Here is an 18,838-nt window from a genome sequence, read left to right as displayed (position 1 = left end):
AATCGCTGGCCTGCCGCTCAAGCCCTCGTCACTTGGCCGACCAGAACACGTAGTCCGCCTGGTACTTGACTACTTGTTGCGCGCCTTTGCTCTGCGCCGTGCAGTCCATGGCAGGCGCTACGCCACCGCGCGTCGCCAGGCGCTGGATGTAGCTGACCCCTTGCATCGCGCCCTTGCCCTCGGCAGGGTTGGCCTTGACCAGTTGATACGGGATATCGCCTTTGGCCGCCGGGGCGACGGCAAGCTGGGTGCCGGTCACTTTCGAACCGTCCTTGGCCTGCCAGGTGGCCGGAGGACCAAAATAGTCACCTACAGGTTTGCCGCTGCGATCATTGAGCACCGCCTTGGGCCCGACGAAAAACCACTCCGTCTGGCCTGGCGCATTGGCCTTGTCGCGGCATTCGTAGGTGATCTCACCGACACCGACGGTTTCCAGCATGATGGCGTGGCCGTCGGGTACCTTGACGGCGTCCGGGACGCCCGACTGGGCATGGGCGGGTGCAGACGCAAGTACAAGGCAGGCGGCGAGCAGGGAGAAAGCGGGCTTGATGATCATGGGGCGAACTCCGTGGGGTCATGGGTCAGGCAATCACCGACTGCCTGATAAGAACTACCCATCGGGTGCCGTTCTGGATGCACCGGCACAAAAATAATTTTGCATGCTCGTAATCGATACCGTGCTGACGCCGAAGCAGGCGTGCAGGCTTGCAACGGTCCACTCATCAGGCCGAGGCGGTTACGCTGGCGTTTTCCACCTGCACGGAAGCGCCAGTGAAAGAGGCATACCAAGGAAGCTGCTTGTGCGCAGCGGTCAGTTACCTGCTGCTTACCCCGCCAAAGGCCGTGAGCCACTGCCATTGCAGCCAGTGCCGCAAAGGGCACGGGGCAGCATTCGCTTCTTACGGCAGTGTTCCTCGCAGCATGCTGCGCATCCTTCGCGGCGCCACCAGTATCAAGGCCTATGCGTCCTCGCCGCTGGTAGCGCGGGAGTTTTGCGTGGAGTGCGCCTCGACCCTGTTCTGGTCACGCACCCAAGGTGAGTTTGCCGACTGGATATCGATAGCGCTGGGCACGCTTGATACGCCTGTCCTGCCCAAGCAGCAGAAACACCTTCACCTCGATTCTGCTGCCTCGTGGTACGCGCCCTGCAGCGCAGTGCCTCAAACTGACTGAGATTGCAAAGCATCCTGATACCCCTATAATTGCGATCAATTCTTATCCGCACTTTATAATCAGGAAGATCCAGGTGCCCTACCCCCAGCCGCCCGCATCAGCCCGGCATGATGAGATGCACGCCCTGTACCGCGACCACAGCCAATGGCTGCAAGGCTGGATTCGCAGGCGCCTGGGTAATGCAGACCGGGCGGCCGATATTACCCAGGACACCTTTCTGCGCCTGATCAGCAGCGCGCTACGCCAGCCATTGGCAGAGCCTCGCAGCTTTCTGGCCACCGTGGCGCGGCGAGTGATGATCGACCAGCTGCGCCGACGCAACCTTGAGCAGGCCTACCTGGAGTTCCTCGCCAGCCAGCCGGTACTCGAAGAGTGCTCGCCCGAACAACGCCTGCTGATGCTGGAAACCCTGATGCAACTGAACGCCATGCTCGACGGGCTGGGCCAGAAAGTGCGTGACACCTTTCTGTACGTGCAACTCGATGGCCTGACCTACCCAGAGGTCGCCCAGCGCCTCGGTGTGTCGGTCAGTTCGGTGACGAAGTACATGGCCAAGGCCACCGAACGTTGCCTGCTGTTCGCTTTTGATGCGCAACTGTGAACCCCGCCGACCAGCGCCAGGCCCTGCGCGAAGCGGCACACTGGCATGCGCGCTTTCTCGCAGCGCCTGACTGCGCCGAAAACCGGGCACAGTGGCAAGCCTGGCTTGACGAAGCGCCTTTGCACGGTTGGGCCTGGGGGCGCCTGGAGCAATTGCAGGCAGGCCTTGCGGGCGTGCATGGCCCGCTGGCACGGCATACCCTTGCCGCAGGACAGATCGGGACGGGACGGCGTAAGGTGCTCAAGACGCTGGTGCTCGGTGTGGGGCTGGCCGGGGTAGCCTGGACAGGCTATCGCAACGCCCCCATCTGGTTGGCCGATGTGCGTACCGCGACCGGCGAACGCCGCAGCCTGACCCTGCAGGATGGCACGCGGCTGACGCTCAATACAGCCTCTGTGGTCGATATCCGGTACAGCGCAGAGCAGCGCCTGATCGTCCTGGTCGAAGGCGAAATCGCCGTACACACCGCCGCTGACTCTCGCCCGCTGCGGGTGCGCACGGTACATGGCGACATGCGCGCCCTGGGCACTGATTTCACCGTGCGCCTGCATGCCGACTGCACCGAGCTGTCCGTTATCGAACACGCCGTTGCGGTGCACAACGCCGCGAGCGCCCATGAGGTGCGGGTTGAAGCAGGCATGGCCCTGGCCTTCGACAACGGGCTGCTGCCAGAGCCACGCCCAGCCGAAATGGCTCGCACGGCATGGCGCGATGGCCAACTGGTGCTCGACGGCTGGCCGCTGCGCCGCGCCCTGGCCGAACTGCAGCGCTACCGCCCCGGCGTGCTGAGTTGCAGTGACGACGTGGCCGGGCTGCGTCTGGCTGGGGTGTATCCACTGGACGACACCGACCGCGCCCTGGTGGCGATTGCCGAGGCGCTGCAGCTGAAAGTCAGCACCTGGACTCGCTACTGGGTCAGGCTGATGCCTGCCACGTCGTGATGTCAGGTGAAAATATTTCTCAACCGCATTGTCGGATTGGCCTCTCTCGTTCGAGCTCTCCTGCAAACCGCCCAAACAGGCATTTGAAGGAGCTGTCATGCCTAGAACAACAAGCTGCCCATACCCACGCCGAAAACACCTCACCTCCCTGCTGCTTGGCAGCGCCATCGCAGTGCATGCCGGGCTGCTGGCCCCGCTGCTGTCGACGGGCGCCCAGGCCCACGCCGAACAGGCCAGCCGCGTCTACGATATCGCCCCAGGGCCGTTGATGACGACCCTGAACCGCTTCGCCCGCGAGGCCGGGGTGCTGCTGTCGTTCGATGCGGCGCTGACCCAGGGACGGCAGAGCAGCGGGCTGCGCGGTGGCTACAGTATCGAACAGGGGTTTGCCCAACTGCTGGCCGGCACCGGGCTACAGGCTTTGCTGGTGGGCAACAACTATGTGCTGGTGAGCCAGGTTGATGCAGGTTCGGCGCTGCAACTGGGCGCAACCAGCATCACGGGTGAAGGTTTGGGCCTGACCACCGAGGGAAGCGGCTCTTACACCACCGGCGAAACTGCCGCCGCCACACGCCTGAACCTGAGCCTGCGCAAAACCCCGCAGTCGATCAGCGTGGTCACCCGCCAGCAGATGGACGACCAGAACCTGCAAAGTGTTTCCGAAGTCCTGAAGCAAACGCCCGGTGTCACGGTCAACCAGGAAAGCTCCGAAGCCTTTACCTTCTATTCGCGCGGTTTCAAGCTGGATAACTACCAGTTCGATGGTGTGCCCAGCCTGTCCTCCGACGGCGGCTCATTGCGCGACAACTACAGCATCGGCAACAGCCTGGTCTATGACCGGGTCGAAGTGCTCAAGGGCGCAACCGGCCTGGTCAACGGCGCCGGCAACCCTTCGGGGGTCATCAACCTGGTGCGCAAGCGCCCCACTGCCGAACTACAGGGCCATATCGGCGCAGGCGCCGGGTCCTGGGACAAATACCAGGCCGACTTCGACCTTGCCGGCCCGTTGACCGACAGCGGTAATGTCCGTGGCCGCATGGTGGCTGGCACCCAATCCCAGCACAGTTACGTCGAGTACCTGACCGGCGAGCAGAACACCTTCTATGGCGTGCTGGAAGCCGACCTCAGCGAGAGCACCCTGTTCACGCTTGGCTACGACGTGCAGAAAAACTACGACAACGGCAGCACCACCGGCGCACTGCCCGCGTTCTTCCTCGATGGCCGTACGGTCAAGTTCGACCGTGACACCAACGCCGCCGACCGCTGGACCTGGCGCAACCAGGAAACCCAGCGTGCCTTTGCAGAACTTGCCCATACCTTCGATAACGACTGGGTACTCAAGGGCGTGCTCAGCAGCCGTGATTACCGCTCGCGCGAGCTGATCTCGGGCATCAGCAGCGAGGCCATCCAGGCAGACGGCAGCATTTCCCATGGCTTTATCGGCGGCAACATCGACCCCGATACCGGCGCCGTGAACAACAACGGCACCGCGAGCAAATTCAACACCACCAGCAAGGAAAAAGGCCTGGACCTGTATGCTCGCGGCCCGTTCTCGCTGGGCGGACGCGTGCATGAAGCCGTGTTCGGCTACAGCATCGCCCACACCAAATCCACCTCCAAGCGTGATGATGGCGTGACCAATGGCGTCATCGACGACGTATTCCAGTGGGACGGCTACGGCGATACCCCGACCAACTTTGAATGGTGGTCCACCTTTGATATCGAAGCGCGGCAGAAGGTTGGCTTCGCGGCCACCATTCTCAAACCCACCGACGCGCTGGCAGTTATCCTGGGGGCACGGATCGTCGACTACAAATGGGACATCGACACGATCAACGCCATCGGTCGCCGCCTCCCGGCCAGCGCCACCAACTCCAGTGAAATCGTGCCTTACGCCGGCGTCACCTACGACCTGGACCAGTACCACACCGTGTATGCCAGTTACACCGACGTGTTCAAGCCGCAGGCCTACAGCCTCGGTACGGACGGCAAGCCCATCGACCCGCTCACCGGCGCCAGCTATGAGATCGGTATCAAAGGCGCCTACTTCGAAAACCGCCTGAATGCCAGCCTGGCCCTGTTCGAGCTGAAGCAGGACAACTTCGCAGTGCTCACCGGCGGCACCACGCCAAGTGGCGGCGGCGCCTACCGGGCAGCGCAAGGCGTCACCACGCGCGGCGTCGAGCTGGAAATGAACGGCGAACTGATGAAGGACCTGCAAGTGATGGCGGGCTACACCTTCGCCGAATCCCACGATGCGGATGACCAGCGCGTGGCGACCAACCAACCGCAACATCTGCTCAAGCTGGCGACCAACTACCGCCTGCAGGGCGAATGGCGCAAGTTCACCGTGGGCGGTAATGCGTATTGGCAGAGTTCGACCTTCTTCAAGCCAAGCGATGAGGACTGGTACGCGATCGACGACCCGGCTGCCAAGTTCGAACAGAAGTCCTACGCGCTGGTGGGGCTGGTAGGTGGCTATGACTTCACCCGCAACCTGAAGGCTACCCTTAACGTCAACAACCTGTTCGACAAGCATTACTACAGTGGCATTGGCAACTACGGCACGGTTTTCTATGGGGCGCCGCGTAACCTGATGGTCAATGTGAAGTACAGCTTCTAGGATATTCCCAAGCACCAGACCGAAGCCCCCGGCACCACGACGCCGGGGGACCGTGCCCATGATGGGTTCACTGCGCGTAAAGGGTCACGACAATTTCCAACAGAGCAATCACGGCTAGGCACCCCAATGCCTGAACAGCGGATGCTAGCGCTCACCGCACCTTCCGGAGACTCCGCTCGTTGACTGACTCACAGCACTGCCCTGCCTACGCGAAACGGTTCGAAGCCGTGCTTGCCTACATCGACAGCCACCTTGAAGGTGACCTGTCGGTGAACGCCTTGAGCCGCATCGCCAACTTCTCGGCGTTTCACTTCCATCGGCAGTTCACGGCATACATTGGTATCTGTTCATGCCCATGGTCGCCTGGTTGGTGCAATCGGTTTTTCTCAATGTGCAATTCCCTGCCATACCGTTCTGGGGCTGGATGTTGGTCAACATTGGCCTGACCACGCTGGTGAACGTCCTGGGGCTTAGCCTTGCCGACCGGACAAACAAATTGCTGACAGGGTTGGGCATCGCCCTTGTGTTGCTGTTTGTGGTGCTGTGCGTTGTCCACCTGGCCCATCAGTCTCCGGTAGCCCTGACCGCGCCACTCTGGAACCCCAGTAGCACCTTCCTAGGTGTGTCTGCAGCGGCGGCCGTGGCGGCCTATTCCTATCTGGGTTTCGATGCAGTCACTACAATGGCCGAGGAAACGCGCGACGCGAAGCGCAACATCCCGCGCGCCGTGGTGCTGGTGATGGCAACGGCAGGCCTGCTGTTTGCGTTGGTGGCGTACATCATGCAGCTGGTCCATCCCGGCGGCGTATTCGAAGATGCCCAGATTGCTACTTATCTCATGTCCGTCGAAGTGGGCGGGCAGATATTTGCGGATTGGCTGAACCTCGGTTTGATCATCTCCGGGTTTGCTTCGGGCCTCATCGTGCAACTCAGTACCAGCCGCCTGCTTTACTTCATGGGCCGGGCCGACATACTGCCCAAGAAGTTCTTCGGCACACTCAGCCCGAAGACCCAGGCTCCGGTGTTCAACCTGCTGTTCACCGCCGTAATCGGACTGCTGGGTTTGAACCTCACGCTCGAAATGGCGACCACCTTCATCAACTTCGGTGCCTTCCTTGGGTTCACCGCAGTGAACCTGTGCGTCATCTGCTACTTCTACCGCGCTCGTCGGTGCCAGAGCCTCGGGCTTGTGAGTTATCTGTTGTTTCCACTGCTGGGCATGTGCGTAAACCTGTATCTGGTGAGCCAGCTGAGTGCGACCGCGATCGTCATTGGGCTCTGTTGGCTTACCCTCGGCGTGATCTATCTCACCTGGCTGACACATGTTTCGAAAAATCCATGAAGGAAGTGTTTCATCCGTTCGGTATCAAGATGACCGGACATGATGGACATATTCAAGATCCATTGCACGCAGCGTTGAGAGACCGAGGCTACATCCACAACAAGGTCAGGAAAAAGCCAATCATGGGTTTCCTATGTACAGACCACTTTGAGCCACTGACTGTCCACCATGGGTCGAAAACGGTCGCCAATGCATATCCGCCCCCCATCGCCCCTCATCAGCCAGCCGCCGCTCTGCGCAGCACCTTTCATCGATCTCACTGATGAGTACTATCAAGCCGCGCGCCTGTGTGGTTGCCCACCCCCGCCCGTATAATCTCTTCCAATTTTCCCCCTCCTCCTCGTCTTTCAGGCGACTTCCCCTTGGAACCCAGCACCATGCCAAGCGACAGCCAGGCCCCTAGCGGCCTTCCCGAACATAATCAACAAAGCGTCAAACAGCAGTGGCTGGCGATTCTTTCGGTCGCGGTGGGTGCCTTTGCCCTGGTGACCAGCGAGTTTCTCCCGGTCGGCGTACTCAACGATGTCGCCAGCGACTTGGGCATCAGCGCCGGCCAGGCCGGGCTGATGGTTACCCTGCCCGGCATCATGGCCGCCCTCGCCGCCCCCTTGTTGTCTGTAGGCATTGGCGCCTTGGACCGTCGTTACCTGCTGATCGGCCTGACGCTGATCATGATCATCGCCAACGCGGTGGTGGCCTACGCCAGCGACTTCAACCTGCTGCTGTTCGGCCGTGTGCTGCTGGGCATCAGCATCGGCGGCTTCTGGGCGACGGCCATTGCCCTCAGCGGCCGCCTGGCGCCCAAGGGTGTGGGCGTTGCGCAGGCCACGTCGATCATCATGGTCGGTGTGACACTAGCCACTGTCCTGGGTGTGCCCGTGGGCACCTGGTTGAGTGGCCTGATGGGCTGGCGCATGACGTTTCTGGTGACCGCGTTGGTGGGCGTGCCGGTGCTGCTGGCGCAGATCCTGCTGCTGCCGCGGCTTAACCCAGACAAGGCCATTCGCATCAGTGACCTGCCGGCGCTGTTCATCAATCCGCAGGCGCGGGTTGGCTTGATCGCGGTATTGCTGATTGGCCTGGCGCACTTTGCCGCCTACACCTATGTCGCGCCCTTCTTCAAGCAAAGCGCTGGCTTTGATGGGCCGACCATTGGTTCGTTGCTGCTGCTCTATGGCGTCGCGGGCGTCATCGGCAATATTTTCGCCGGCTTCGCCGCCAACCGAAGCGTCCGTCATACCCTGATGCTGGTTGCGCTTATGATTGGCGTCAGCACCGCGCTGTTCCCCTACTTTGCCACCGGCATGACCGGCGCGGCGATGCTGATCGCACTGTGGGGCTTCGCCTTCGGCGCCTTCCCGGCGTGCGCCAGTATCTGGATGTTTGTCGTAGCACCCAAAGATGTCGAACGCGGCATGCCACTGTTCGTCGCTATGTTCCAGGTGATCATTGCCTTGGGCTCGTTCTTCGGTGGGCAGATCGTCGACCAGTTGGGCACCGCAGTACTGCTGAGCTTGGCCACGGCACTGGTGGGTTGTGGTTTTGCGACGGTGCTGGTGCTGGGGCGTAACGTGAGTAACCGATTGGCGGTTCAACCCTGCTGATAGGGGCGCAAGCTGCCAACGGCCTTTGGCAGCTTGCGCCTTTGTGTGCCGCACTCGTATACAGGTCTTTTTGGGCAGGCAGCAGACGCCGCGGCCGCAGGGCGACGGCGGTGCGTCGCTGGCGCCCTTCAATCATGAGGTAAAATAAAGTTCATCTCAAAAATAATGAGATTGCCTCATATTCCTTCACGCCTGAAAATCCCCCTATCGTTTTTTGCGCCGGCTCGCAGGTTACCTGGCGAAGCCCACACTGCGTAAACGCACCGGAAAGCTCTGGTGCACTGAACAATTAAGGGATTAAGGCACCGCACCAACATGAACAACACGCTTGCTTTTGCTATCAAGAGCGTCTGTTTCGATGAGCACTACCAGCCCTCGGACAACACGCGCATCACCACCAACTTTGCCAACCTGGCGAGAGGCACCAGCCGCCAAGCGAATTTACGCAACACCTTGAAGATGATCGACAATCACTTCAATGCATTGGCGCATTGGGACAACCCCACCGGCGATCGTTACACGGTAGCGCTGGAGATCATTTCCGTTGAGATGAGTCTCGATGCTGAAAGCGGTGACCCGGCCCTGCCGCTGATCGAACTACTGAAAACGACCGTCATTGATAAAAAAACCAACACGCGTATCGATGGCATTGTCGGCAATAACTTCTCGTCCTACGTGCGCGATTATGATTTCAGCGTGCGCTTGCTGGCCCACAACAAAGGCCGGCCCACCTTCAGCACGCCAGAGGATTTCGGCGACCTGCATGGAAAACTGTTCCAGTGCTTCGTGAACTCAGCGGCCTACAAAGCGCATTTCAACAAGCCACCGGTTATTTGCCTGAGCGTTTCGAGCAGCAAAACCTATCAGCGCACTGAAAACCAGCACCCTGTACTGGGGGTCGAGTACCAGCAAGACGCGTATTCGCTGACGGATGAGTACTTCAAGAAAATGGGCTTGAAGGTTCGCTACTTCATGCCGCCAAACAGCGTTGCGCCGCTGGCTTTTTACTTCGCCGGCGACCTGCTGGGTGATTACAGCAACCTTGAACTCATCAGCACCATCAGCACGATGGACACCTTCCAGAAGATTTACCGCCCCGAGATTTACAACGCGAACGCGGTCGCTGGAAGGTCCTATCAGCCCAGCTTGCAGCACCAGGACTATTCATTGACGCGCATTGTCTATGATCGCGAAGAGCGCAGCCGACTGGCGATTGAACAAGGTCGGTTCGCCGAAGAGCACTTCATCAAACCCTACCACGCCGTACTTGAGCAGTGGTCCGCCAATTACGCTCATTGACGCTTCCCACGTTCAAGGTCTTTTACTATGAAAAAGCTGTTACCCACTTCAACCGCCGGCAGTTTGCCTAAACCGTCCTGGCTCGCACAACCTGAGACACTTTGGTCGCCTTGGAAGCTGCAAGATGAGGCCCTGATCGAGGGCAAACACGATGCCTTGCGTTTGTCATTGCACGAGCAGCAAGTTGCAGGCATTGACATTGTCAGCGATGGTGAGCAAACGCGACAGCACTTTGTCACGACGTTTATTGAGCACCTCAGCGGTGTCGATTTCGAGAAGCGTGAAACCGTTAGAATTCGCGATCGCTATGACGCCAGCGTGCCGACGGTTGTCGGGGCTGTGGCTCGCCAGAAACCGGTGTTTGTCGAGGATGCCAAGTTCTTGCGTCAGCAAACCAAGCAACCCATAAAATGGGCACTGCCGGGTCCCATGACCATGATTGATACGCTGTACGACAGCCACTATAAAAGCCGTGAAAAGCTGGCCTGGGATTTTGCCAAAATCCTCAACCAGGAGGCCAAGGAGTTAGAAGCCGCTGGGGTCGACATCATCCAGTTCGATGAACCTGCATTCAATGTCTTCTTTGATGAGGTGAACGACTGGGGGGTGGCCACCCTGGAGAGGGCCATTGAAGGGCTTAAATGCGAAACGGCCGTGCATATCTGCTACGGGTATGGCATCAAGGCCAACACCGACTGGAAAAAAACCCTCGGGTCAGAATGGCGGCAGTATGAAGAAGCCTTCCCCAAGCTGCAAAAATCCAGCATCGACATCGTTTCGCTGGAATGCCACAACTCGCGCGTGCCGATGGACCTGATTGAACTGATTCGCGGTAAAAAGGTGATGGTTGGCGCCATTGATGTGGCAACCCATACCATTGAAACACCCGAGGAAGTGGCCAACACCCTGCGCAAGGCCCTTCAGTTCGTTGACATCGACAAGCTCTACCCGTGCACCAACTGCGGCATGGCGCCGTTACCGCGTCACGTTGCCAGGGGGAAATTGAGTGCGTTGACTGCAGGCGCTGAAATCGTCCGCAGAGAGTATGCGAACGCATAGTGAACTCACGGTATACGTGGTTTACGGGGGGCCGCTTCAGGCCCTCCTTGGCACACTCGATCAGCACTTACTGCTCAGGGTCTTTATGTCACTTCCCACTGCTGCAATCGAACCGTCGCGGTTTCGCGAAGCCCTCGGGCACTACGCCTCCGGCATCACGGTGATTACATCACACCTTGACGATGAACCGATTGGCTTCACCTGCCAGTCGTTCTACAGCGTGTCGATGAGCCCGCCGCTGGTGTCGTTCAGCGTAATGTGCAGTTCTGCCAGCTACCCCAAAATTCGCCGGGCAGGTCGATTTACGGTCAATATCCTGTCGGGTGAACAAGCCAAGGTGTCCAACCAGTTCGCCCGACGCGGCACGGACAAGTGGCACGGGATCGACTGGAAGAAATCACCGCTCGGTAATCCGGTCATTGCCGGCAGCCTGCACTGGCTTGATTGCGAAATTCACGCCGAGCACGTCGCAGGTGACCACCTGATCGTGATCGGTGAAGTGAAAGCGCTAAACCCGCAAGCCGCTGCTACCACGCAGCCATTACTGTATTTCAAAGGCGAGTATTGCCACCTCCCCACAGCAGCCGCCTGAAAAGGGTTGACTGCGCTGCAACCCGCAGCGTCGATTCAACTTCCCGCTCTGTGTTCTTCCCAGCCTTGGCCAATCCCTCTACAATCGAGAGTGTTTCGTATTTGCATCCTCCGCCGGCTGGGAGAGGGAATGTCCACAATGCCCCCCGACGCAGTACCTCATGAGCATCTGCATGTGCTGTACCGCGACCACAACGTGTGGTTGCGTAGCTGGTTGCGCCATCGGCTGAACAACTCAGCGGATGCCGCGGACCTGGCCCAGGATACCTTTGTGCGCGTGCTGCTGGCTCGCACCGCCAACAGCCTGAAGGAGCCTCGGCACTACCTGGCGACCATCGCCCGCGGCCTGGTCATCGATCTGTACCGGCGGCGCAGCCTGGAACAGGCCTACCTCGAAGCCTTGCAACTGCGCCCCGAAGCGTATGCCCCTTCAGCAGAAACCCGTGCACAGATCCTGGATAGCCTGCTGGCCATCGATCGCCTGCTCGATGGCCTAGGCACGCGTACCCGGCAAATTTTCCTGGCGGTGCAGCTGGATGGGCTGTCCTACGAGAAAGCCGCTGAACGCTGTGGGGTATCGGTGAGCACCGTGCGCAAGCACCTGGCCCGCGGCCTGATGCATTGCCTGCTGCTGGACGAGGTATGAAGCGCGCCCTGGCCCAGGCGGTGGACTGGTATGTGCGCCTTAACGAAAGCACGGTCAGCCCTGCCACCCACAGCCAGTGGCAAGCCTGGCTGGCGGCGGACCCGCAGCACGCACAAGCCTGGGCCCGGCTTGAACACTTGCAGCAGCGCTTGGCCCAAGCCCCTGCGGCGGTAGGTGCGGCGACCCTTGAACAAGCCCGGCAACAGCGCCGTGCGGCGGTGAAGATGCTGGCGCTGTTGCTCGGGGTCGGCGTGGTCGGTTGGCAGGGTTATCAGCTTTCGCCTTGGCAGGCGGACTACGCCACGCGCGTGGGGCAACGCCGCCACCTGACGCTGGCTGACGGCAGCCGCTTGGTGCTGGACACCGACACCCAAGTGAACCTGCATTTCGATGGCCAGCAACGGCTGATCGTGCTGAAGCAGGGCGAAATTCTGGTGGAGACGGCCAAGGATGCGCGCCCGCTGAGTGTGCAGTCGGCGGAGGGCCGAATCCTCGCCCTCGGCACGCGCTTTGCCGTGCGCCAGGGGCACGGCAGCACCCGGGTAACGGTCGAGGCGCACGCCGTGGAGGTCAGGCCACGGCTGGCGCAGGCACAGGTGATGCGTGCCGAAGCTGGGCAAACCCTGACCTTTACCGCAGACCGAATCGGGCCACTGCAACCCGCCGCCGCGCAAAGTTCAGCCTGGGCGCGGGGCATGCTGGTGGTGGTCGACTGGCGCCTGGACGAGGTGCTCGCCGAGCTTTCACGCTACCGCCCCGGCTACCTCGGTTGCACGCCCGAGGTCGCCGGTTTGCGGCTGTCCGGCACCTTCCTGCTGGATGACAGCGAGGCGGTGCTGGCCAATCTGCAGGACTCGCTGCCCGTGCACATCCGGCGCCTGACCCGTTACTGGGTGCGGATCGAGGCAGGTGCGGCATGAAGCAGAATTTTTTCGCGTGAGGGGTAACAGATTTCGATTTCTGCTTCGGCTCTAGCTGCACATGCGTAAAAAACGCAGCCACTGCCAACCCCAACAGGAAGTTGTTCATGTTCGTACCCCCCTCCCGACTCGCCTGCGGTATCCACCGCGCAGCGCTCACCCTGAGCCTGGCCGGCTCGCTGCTGGTGCTGCCCGCTGCCTGGGCGCAAGCACAGCGCTATGACATCCCGGCTGGCAGCCTGGCCGAGGCCCTCAGCCAATTCGCTGCCGCCAGCGGGGTCATGATCACTTTCAGCGCCGAAGATACCGCGGGCCTCGGCTCACCAGGCCTGCAGGGGGATTTCGAGCTGCACCAGGGGTTTGCCCACTTGCTCCAGGGCAGCGGCCTGCGGCTCGTGCAGGCGGGGAACAAACGGTACGTGCTGGCCAAGGCCGAGCGCGGCGCCGCCTTGGAACTGGGCGCCACCAGCATCAACGCCGCAGGCCTGGGGGGCACCACCGAGGGCACTGGCTCGTACACCACGGGCCAGAGCAACACGGCCACCAAACTGCCGTTGACCCTTCGCGAAACCCCGCAGTCGATCAGCGTGGTTACCCGTCAGCGTATAGATGACCAGGGGCTGAACGACATCACCGAGGTGTTGCAGCAGACGCCCGGGTTATCGGTGCAGAGCCTTGGCAGTGAGCGTTTCAACATTTATTCGCGTGGCTACTCGGTCGATAACTACCAGTTCGACGGCATCCCCACCACGCTGGATATCGCAACCCAGATGTCGGCGCAGAGCCTGGCCGACATGGCCATCTACGACCGTGTCGAAGTGCTGCGCGGTGCTACTGGGCTAATGACCGGCGCGGGCGACCCTTCTGCCACGATCAACCTCGTGCGCAAACGTCCTACGGCCGAATTCAAGGGCCACATCACGGCTGGCGTGGGTTCGTGGGACAAGTACCGTAGCGAAGTCGACCTGTCCGGCCCGTTGACGCCCACCGGTAACGTGCGTGGGCGGATGGTCGCGGCTTACCAGCAGAACAACAGCTTCATGGACCATTATTCCCAGGAAAAACAGATTTTCTACGGGGTCCTCGAAGCCGACCTGACCGACACCACGTTGCTGACGGTGGGTGCCGACTACCAGAAAAACAACCCGCAAGGCTCGTCTTCGGTGGCGTTCCCGCTGTTCCACAGCAATGGCGAGCAAACGTCGTTCTCGCGCTCCACCAACAGCGCCGCGCGCTGGAGCCACAACCCGCAAGATGCCCTCAACACCTTCGCAAGCCTCGAGCAGAAACTGGCGTATGACTGGACCCTGAAGGCGTCGGTCAACCAAATGTATATCAAGCGTGACGACTACAAACTGGCCACCGCCAGTTGGGGCTTCCCCGACGAGAGCACTGGTGCAGGTGTACGCCTGTATGGTGGCGCAGGCAGCACCTGGCAGAAACAGACCGGCCTGGATGTGCAAGCCCAAGGCCCGTTCCAGCTGTTCGGCCGCCAGCATGAGTTGATCGTCGGCTACAACTATTCACGTTACGAAAACCGCCATACGCCGACCCGGGGTACCCGCATCGAAGGCACCTTCGTCAACGTCTACGACTGGGACAACTACACAGACAAACCGGTAATGGGTGGCGGCAAGCTCTATGATGGCGACACCGTCATTCACCAGACCGGCACCTACATTGCCACCCGCCTGCGCCCGACCGATGACCTGTCGGTTATCCTGGGTGCGCGAGTCAGCAAGTACGACTACGACTACGACCTGACCTACCCGGCGACGCCCCTCAGCAACCGCACGACCGACTACAAGGAAAACGGCGTTGTCACCCCTTACGCCGGTGTGGTCTATGACCTCAACGACATCCACTCGGTGTATGCCAGCTGGACCAGCATCTACAAACCACAGAGCCTGCGTGATGCCGACGGCTCGACCCTCGAGCCGCGTGAGGGCGACAACTACGAGGTGGGCCTGAAGAGTGAATTCTTCGACGGTCGCCTGAATACCAGCATCGCAGCCTATGAGGTCAAGCAGGACAACCTGGCCGTGCTCGACGAAGGCAAGACCGTCAACAATGATGGTATGACTGCCGCGTACAAAGCCGTGAGCGGCGCCACCACCCGTGGCTTTGAAGTCGAGGCCAACGGCGAGTTGATGCCCGGCTGGAACGTCTCGGCCAGCTATAACCACGGCATCACCAAGGACCGCGATGGGGAGCGCTTGAACACCGAAGCCCCGGCCAACATGGTGAAGCTGTGGAGCACCTACCGGCTACCGGGCGACTTCGACCGCCTGACCGTCGGCGGCGGTGCCAATTGGCAGAGCGGCACCCACATCACCGTCACGCCCAGCACCGCATTGGGCACGGTCAAAGCCAAGCAATCGCAGTTCACCGTGGTCAACCTGATGGCCCGCTATCAACTGACCGACCAACTTTCCACGACGCTCAACATCAACAACCTGTTCGACAAGAAATACATCAGTGCGTTGGATACCACCTTCTACAGCGGCTATTACGGCGAGCCGCGCAACGTGATGTTGAATACCCGATACGATTTCTGAGCAGCCTCATGGCCTGAAATAAGGGGCCGCTGCGCGCCGAGTGTGTGATTTTTGCTGCTGAGCCTGCGTCTGAAACGCTACCCCTCGCTGTCGAATGGGGAGTGATAACAGGGCCTTCCATGCAAACGCTGTTGAACGAGATTCTCGACGAAGTGCGCCCCTTGATCGGCAAGGGCAAAGTGGCTGACTACATTCCTGCGCTGGCCGACGTGCCAGCGCAGCAATTAGGCATCGCAGTCTATGGCAACGATGGCAGTTATCACTGCGCGGGTGACGCCCTGGTGCCATTCTCGGTGCAGAGCATTTCCAAGGTATTCAGCCTGGTCCAGGCAATTGGCCATTCCGGTGAAGCCATTTGGGAGCGGCTTGGGCATGAGCCGTCAGGCCAGCCATTCAACTCGCTGGTGCAGCTGGAGTTCGAGCGCGGGCGCCCACGCAATCCCTTTATCAATGCCGGTGCGTTGGTCATCTGCGATATCAACCAATCGCGCTTCGCAGCCCCCACGTTGTCGATGCGCGATTTCGTGCGACGGCTCTCGGCCAACCCCCATATTGCGATCGATACCCGCGTCGCGGATTCGGAGTATCAATTCCGCGCGCGCAACGCGGCCATGGCTTACCTCATGCAGTCCTTTGGCAACTTCCATAACGACGTCGAGACGGTGTTACGCAGTTACTTCAGTTACTGCGCGCTGCAGATGAGCTGCCTCGATCTGGCCCGCGCCTTCTGCTTTTTGGCCAACGACGGGTTCTGCAAGCACAGCGGCGAGCAAATCCTGAGCCGACGCCAGACCCAGCAGGTGAACTCGATCATGGCCACCAGCGGGTTGTATGACGAAGCTGGGAATTTCGCCTACCGCGTGGGGTTGCCAGGCAAGAGTGGCGTGGGTGGCGGTATTGTAGCAATCGTGCCGGGCCAATTTACCGTATGCGTGTGGTCGCCTGAACTGAATGCCGCGGGCAACTCCTACGCGGGCATGGCGGCGCTCGAGTTGTTGAGTTCACGGATCGGGTGGTCGGTGTTCTGACGCATTACGTGGGAGCGGGCTTGCCCCGCGAACACCGGCGAAGCCGGTGCCATGCACCGCGTAGCCCCATTCGCGGGGCAAGCCCGCTCCCACAGAACTATTCCGACAGAGCCTAGTGTGCGTGCGCCCAAGCACTGGGCCTGCGCGAAGACGCACCCGAACGCAATTTCTTGATGTCTTAAATCATGACCATATGCGTCGTTTAAGACATATCAATTTCTCTGCATCATGGCTCCACACCCAATCAACGGAGCTGGACCATGACTCAGGAATACAAAGGCACTGCCCTGATCACAGGCGCATCTTCCGGCATCGGCGCGATCTACGCCGAACGCCTGGCTCAACGTGGCTACGACCTGGTTCTGGTCGCCCGCAATCGTGATCGCCTCAATGCCCTCGCCAGCCGTATTACCAACGAGACCCAGCAGAGCGTGGAAGTCTTCCAGGCGGACCTGGCCAGCTCAGCGGACTTGGCGCGCGTCGAGCGCAAATTGCGCGAGGACGCCAGCATCAACCTGTTGGTTAATAACGCCGGCATCGGCACACACACCATCTTGATGGAAAGCGATGTCGAGCGCATGGCCGAGATGATCACGCTCAACGTCACCGCGCTGACACGGCTCACCTACGCCGCCGCTCCGGGCTTCGTCGCTCGCAAACAGGGCGCAGTCATCAATATTTCCTCCATCGTCAGCCTGGCCCCCGAATTACTGAATGGTGTGTACGGCGCAAGCAAAGCCTACGTAACGGCCTTCACTCAGTCACTGCACAAGGAGCTGGCAGAACATGGCGTCAGGGTTCAAGCGGTGCTGCCAGGCGCCACAGCGACCGACTTCTGGGAGATCGGGGGGCTGCCTGTCGAAAACCTTGATCCCAACATCGTGATGTCAGCCAGCGACCTGGTGGATGGCGCTCTTCAAGATTTCGACAACAGCGTTCTGATCTCCATCCCTTCCATGCACGACCTGCAGCATTTCGAACGCTACGAAAGCAGCCGCAAGGCGCTGTTCGGGCATCTTTCCAGCAACACACTCGCACCGCGTTACGGCGCTTGATCAAACAACTTGAGCGTGGCGAAAGTCTTCTTCGGATTAGCTAGTTTTTGAGGCACACAAAGGGCGTTAGCCTGGCATCACTCTCTGACCTGTAAAGGACAACGTCACATGAAAGCCGTAGTTTTCCAAGAAGCTGGTTTGCCCATTCACGATGCTCGTTCCCTGTTCGAAACAGACCTGCCCACGCCCACGCCTGGAGCTCGCGATCTGCTTGTCGAGGTTAAGGCTATTGCAGTGAACCCGGTAGATACGAAGGTACGAGCTCGCAGCTCCAGCCAAGCGGTTCAGGTGCTGGGTTGGGATACCGTCGGCATCGTCCGTGAAGTGGGCAGTGATGTGTCACTGTTCAACGTGGGTGACGAAGTATTTTACGCCGGCGCAATCGATCGCCCGGGCAGCTACAGCGAATTTCACCTGGTCGATGAGCGCATCGTCGGCCACAAGCCGCGTAGCTTGGACAATGCCAGTGCCGCAGCTTTGCCGCTGACCTCCATCACTGCCTGGGAGCTGCTGTTCGACCGACTGGGCGTGCAGGAAAACGGGGGTGAAGGCCAAAGCCTGCTGGTGATCGGCGCCGGTGGCGGCGTTGGCTCGATCCTGGTTCAGCTGGCTCGCAAACTGACTCAACTGACCGTCATCGGTACAGCGTCGCGGCCAGAGACCCAGTCTTGGGTGCAAGAACTGGGCGCCCACCATGTGATTGATCACTCCGCCTCAATCCCACTGCAACTCGAAAACCTGAAACTCAACCCGGTCGACTACGTCATCAGCCTGACCCATACCGATACCTACCTGCCGCAGCTCGTTGAAGTGCTTCGCCCACAAGGCAAACTGGCGCTGATCGATGACCCCGCACAACTGGATGTCATGCCGCTCAAGCGCAAATCGCTTTCGCTGCACTGGGAACTCATGTTCACGCGATCGCTTTATCACACTGCAGACATGATCAAACAGCATGAGTTGCTGAACAGAATTTCGGTGCTGGTCGATAACGGCGTGATCCAGACCACCATCGGGGAACACTTCGGCAAAATCAGCTCGGACAACCTGAAGCGCGCCCATGCTCTGATCGAGAGCTGCAAAGCCAAAGGCAAGATCGTTCTCGAAGGTTTCTAACCCGCTGGTACATTCGCGACTCGGCTACACAAAACGGTTGAAACAGTAGCGGTAACAAAACGTCGGGGATTTCTGGGCAAGCGGACATCTGTAACCGGGGCCGCTTCGCGGCCCATCGCCGGCAAGCGCGGCTCCCACAGGTACAGCGCATGCCTGAAGGCTGGTGATATTCCGGTGGGAGCCGGCTTGCCGGCGATGAGGCCTGCACTGACAGCAGAGCTTTGGATCAGTGTACGCCTTGGGTCGATTGCGGCCAGTCATGACCGTCTGCTTACGACCCAT

Annotated in this window: 16 protein-coding genes and 1 pseudogene; 16 read left to right on the top strand and 1 reads right to left on the bottom strand. The window is 60.1% G+C overall.

From position 1 onward, the window contains the following. Nucleotides 1-28: 28 nt before the first annotated feature. The gene (locus tag AB7M33_RS20660) at nt 29-556 is read right to left on the bottom strand and encodes a DUF3455 domain-containing protein (protein ID WP_027596315.1); all 528 of its coding nucleotides are present in this window, start codon (nt 554-556) and stop codon (nt 29-31) included. A gap of 215 nt (nt 557-771) precedes the next feature. Between AB7M33_RS20660 and AB7M33_RS20655 the strand changes: the two genes are divergently transcribed. The 16 genes and pseudogenes from AB7M33_RS20655 (at nt 772) to AB7M33_RS20580 (ending at nt 18,556) form a co-directional block, all read left to right on the top strand. Then, nucleotides 772-1,173, top strand: coding sequence for a GFA family protein (locus tag AB7M33_RS20655; RefSeq protein ID WP_454244241.1), 402 nt, complete (start codon nt 772-774; stop codon nt 1,171-1,173). Nucleotides 1,174-1,288: 115 nt separating this feature from the next. After that, nucleotides 1,289-1,774, top strand: coding sequence for a sigma-70 family RNA polymerase sigma factor (locus tag AB7M33_RS20650; protein WP_033694335.1), 486 nt, complete (start codon nt 1,289-1,291; stop codon nt 1,772-1,774). Beyond that, a complete protein-coding gene (locus AB7M33_RS20645) occupies nt 1,771-2,715 on the top strand; it encodes a FecR domain-containing protein (protein ID WP_027596313.1) in 945 nt (314 codons plus the stop codon). The genes AB7M33_RS20650 and AB7M33_RS20645 overlap by 4 nt, the downstream gene beginning before the upstream one ends. Nucleotides 2,716-2,812: 97 nt before the next feature. Beyond that, nucleotides 2,813-5,338, top strand: a complete 2,526-nt coding sequence (locus AB7M33_RS20640) for a TonB-dependent siderophore receptor (protein ID WP_027596312.1) — start codon at nt 2,813-2,815, stop codon at nt 5,336-5,338. Between the two features lie 179 nt (nt 5,339-5,517). After that, nucleotides 5,518-5,682: pseudogene (locus tag AB7M33_RS20635) on the top strand (AraC family transcriptional regulator); the annotation flags it as partial. A gap of 5 nt (nt 5,683-5,687) precedes the next feature. Next, entirely contained in the window at nt 5,688-6,680 is a 993-nt protein-coding gene (locus AB7M33_RS20630) for an APC family permease (RefSeq protein WP_454243478.1), read from the top strand. A 377-nt stretch (nt 6,681-7,057) separates the two neighbouring features. Continuing rightward, nucleotides 7,058-8,284 (top strand): MFS transporter, encoded by a 1,227-nt coding sequence (locus AB7M33_RS20625; RefSeq protein ID WP_027596311.1) that lies wholly within the window; start codon nt 7,058-7,060, stop codon nt 8,282-8,284. A gap of 315 nt (nt 8,285-8,599) precedes the next feature. Then, nucleotides 8,600-9,583 (top strand): DUF1852 domain-containing protein, encoded by a 984-nt coding sequence (locus tag AB7M33_RS20620; protein ID WP_454243477.1) that lies wholly within the window; start codon nt 8,600-8,602, stop codon nt 9,581-9,583. A gap of 27 nt (nt 9,584-9,610) precedes the next feature. Further along, nucleotides 9,611-10,642: a methionine synthase gene (locus tag AB7M33_RS20615; protein WP_454243476.1), complete on the top strand. Its 1,032-nt coding sequence runs from the start codon at nt 9,611-9,613 to the stop codon at nt 10,640-10,642. 85 nt (nt 10,643-10,727) lie between these two features. Beyond that, a complete protein-coding gene (locus tag AB7M33_RS20610) occupies nt 10,728-11,234 on the top strand; it encodes a flavin reductase family protein (protein ID WP_454243475.1) in 507 nt (168 codons plus the stop codon). 129 nt (nt 11,235-11,363) lie between these two features. Next, entirely contained in the window at nt 11,364-11,879 is a 516-nt protein-coding gene (locus tag AB7M33_RS20605) for a sigma-70 family RNA polymerase sigma factor (RefSeq protein WP_454243474.1), read from the top strand. Beyond that, nucleotides 11,876-12,799, top strand: coding sequence for a FecR domain-containing protein (locus tag AB7M33_RS20600; RefSeq protein WP_454243473.1), 924 nt, complete (start codon nt 11,876-11,878; stop codon nt 12,797-12,799). Before AB7M33_RS20605 ends, AB7M33_RS20600 begins: the two co-directional genes overlap by 4 nt. A gap of 107 nt (nt 12,800-12,906) precedes the next feature. Next, the gene (locus tag AB7M33_RS20595) at nt 12,907-15,357 is read left to right on the top strand and encodes a TonB-dependent siderophore receptor (RefSeq protein WP_454243472.1); all 2,451 of its coding nucleotides are present in this window, start codon (nt 12,907-12,909) and stop codon (nt 15,355-15,357) included. Nucleotides 15,358-15,476: 119 nt separating this feature from the next. After that, nucleotides 15,477-16,385, top strand: coding sequence for a glutaminase B (gene glsB, locus AB7M33_RS20590; protein ID WP_027596305.1), 909 nt, complete (start codon nt 15,477-15,479; stop codon nt 16,383-16,385). A 260-nt stretch (nt 16,386-16,645) separates the two neighbouring features. Beyond that, nucleotides 16,646-17,440 (top strand): SDR family NAD(P)-dependent oxidoreductase, encoded by a 795-nt coding sequence (locus AB7M33_RS20585; protein ID WP_454243471.1) that lies wholly within the window; start codon nt 16,646-16,648, stop codon nt 17,438-17,440. A 108-nt stretch (nt 17,441-17,548) separates the two neighbouring features. Continuing rightward, nucleotides 17,549-18,556, top strand: a complete 1,008-nt coding sequence (locus AB7M33_RS20580) for a zinc-binding alcohol dehydrogenase family protein (protein ID WP_454243470.1) — start codon at nt 17,549-17,551, stop codon at nt 18,554-18,556. The last annotated feature ends 282 nt before the right edge of the window (nt 18,557-18,838 follow it).

It is taken from the genome of Pseudomonas sp. Y3 TE3536, assembly GCF_053629175.1.
Note: the sequence above shows the minus strand (reverse complement) of the source record. Positions and strands in the feature narration are given on the sequence as shown.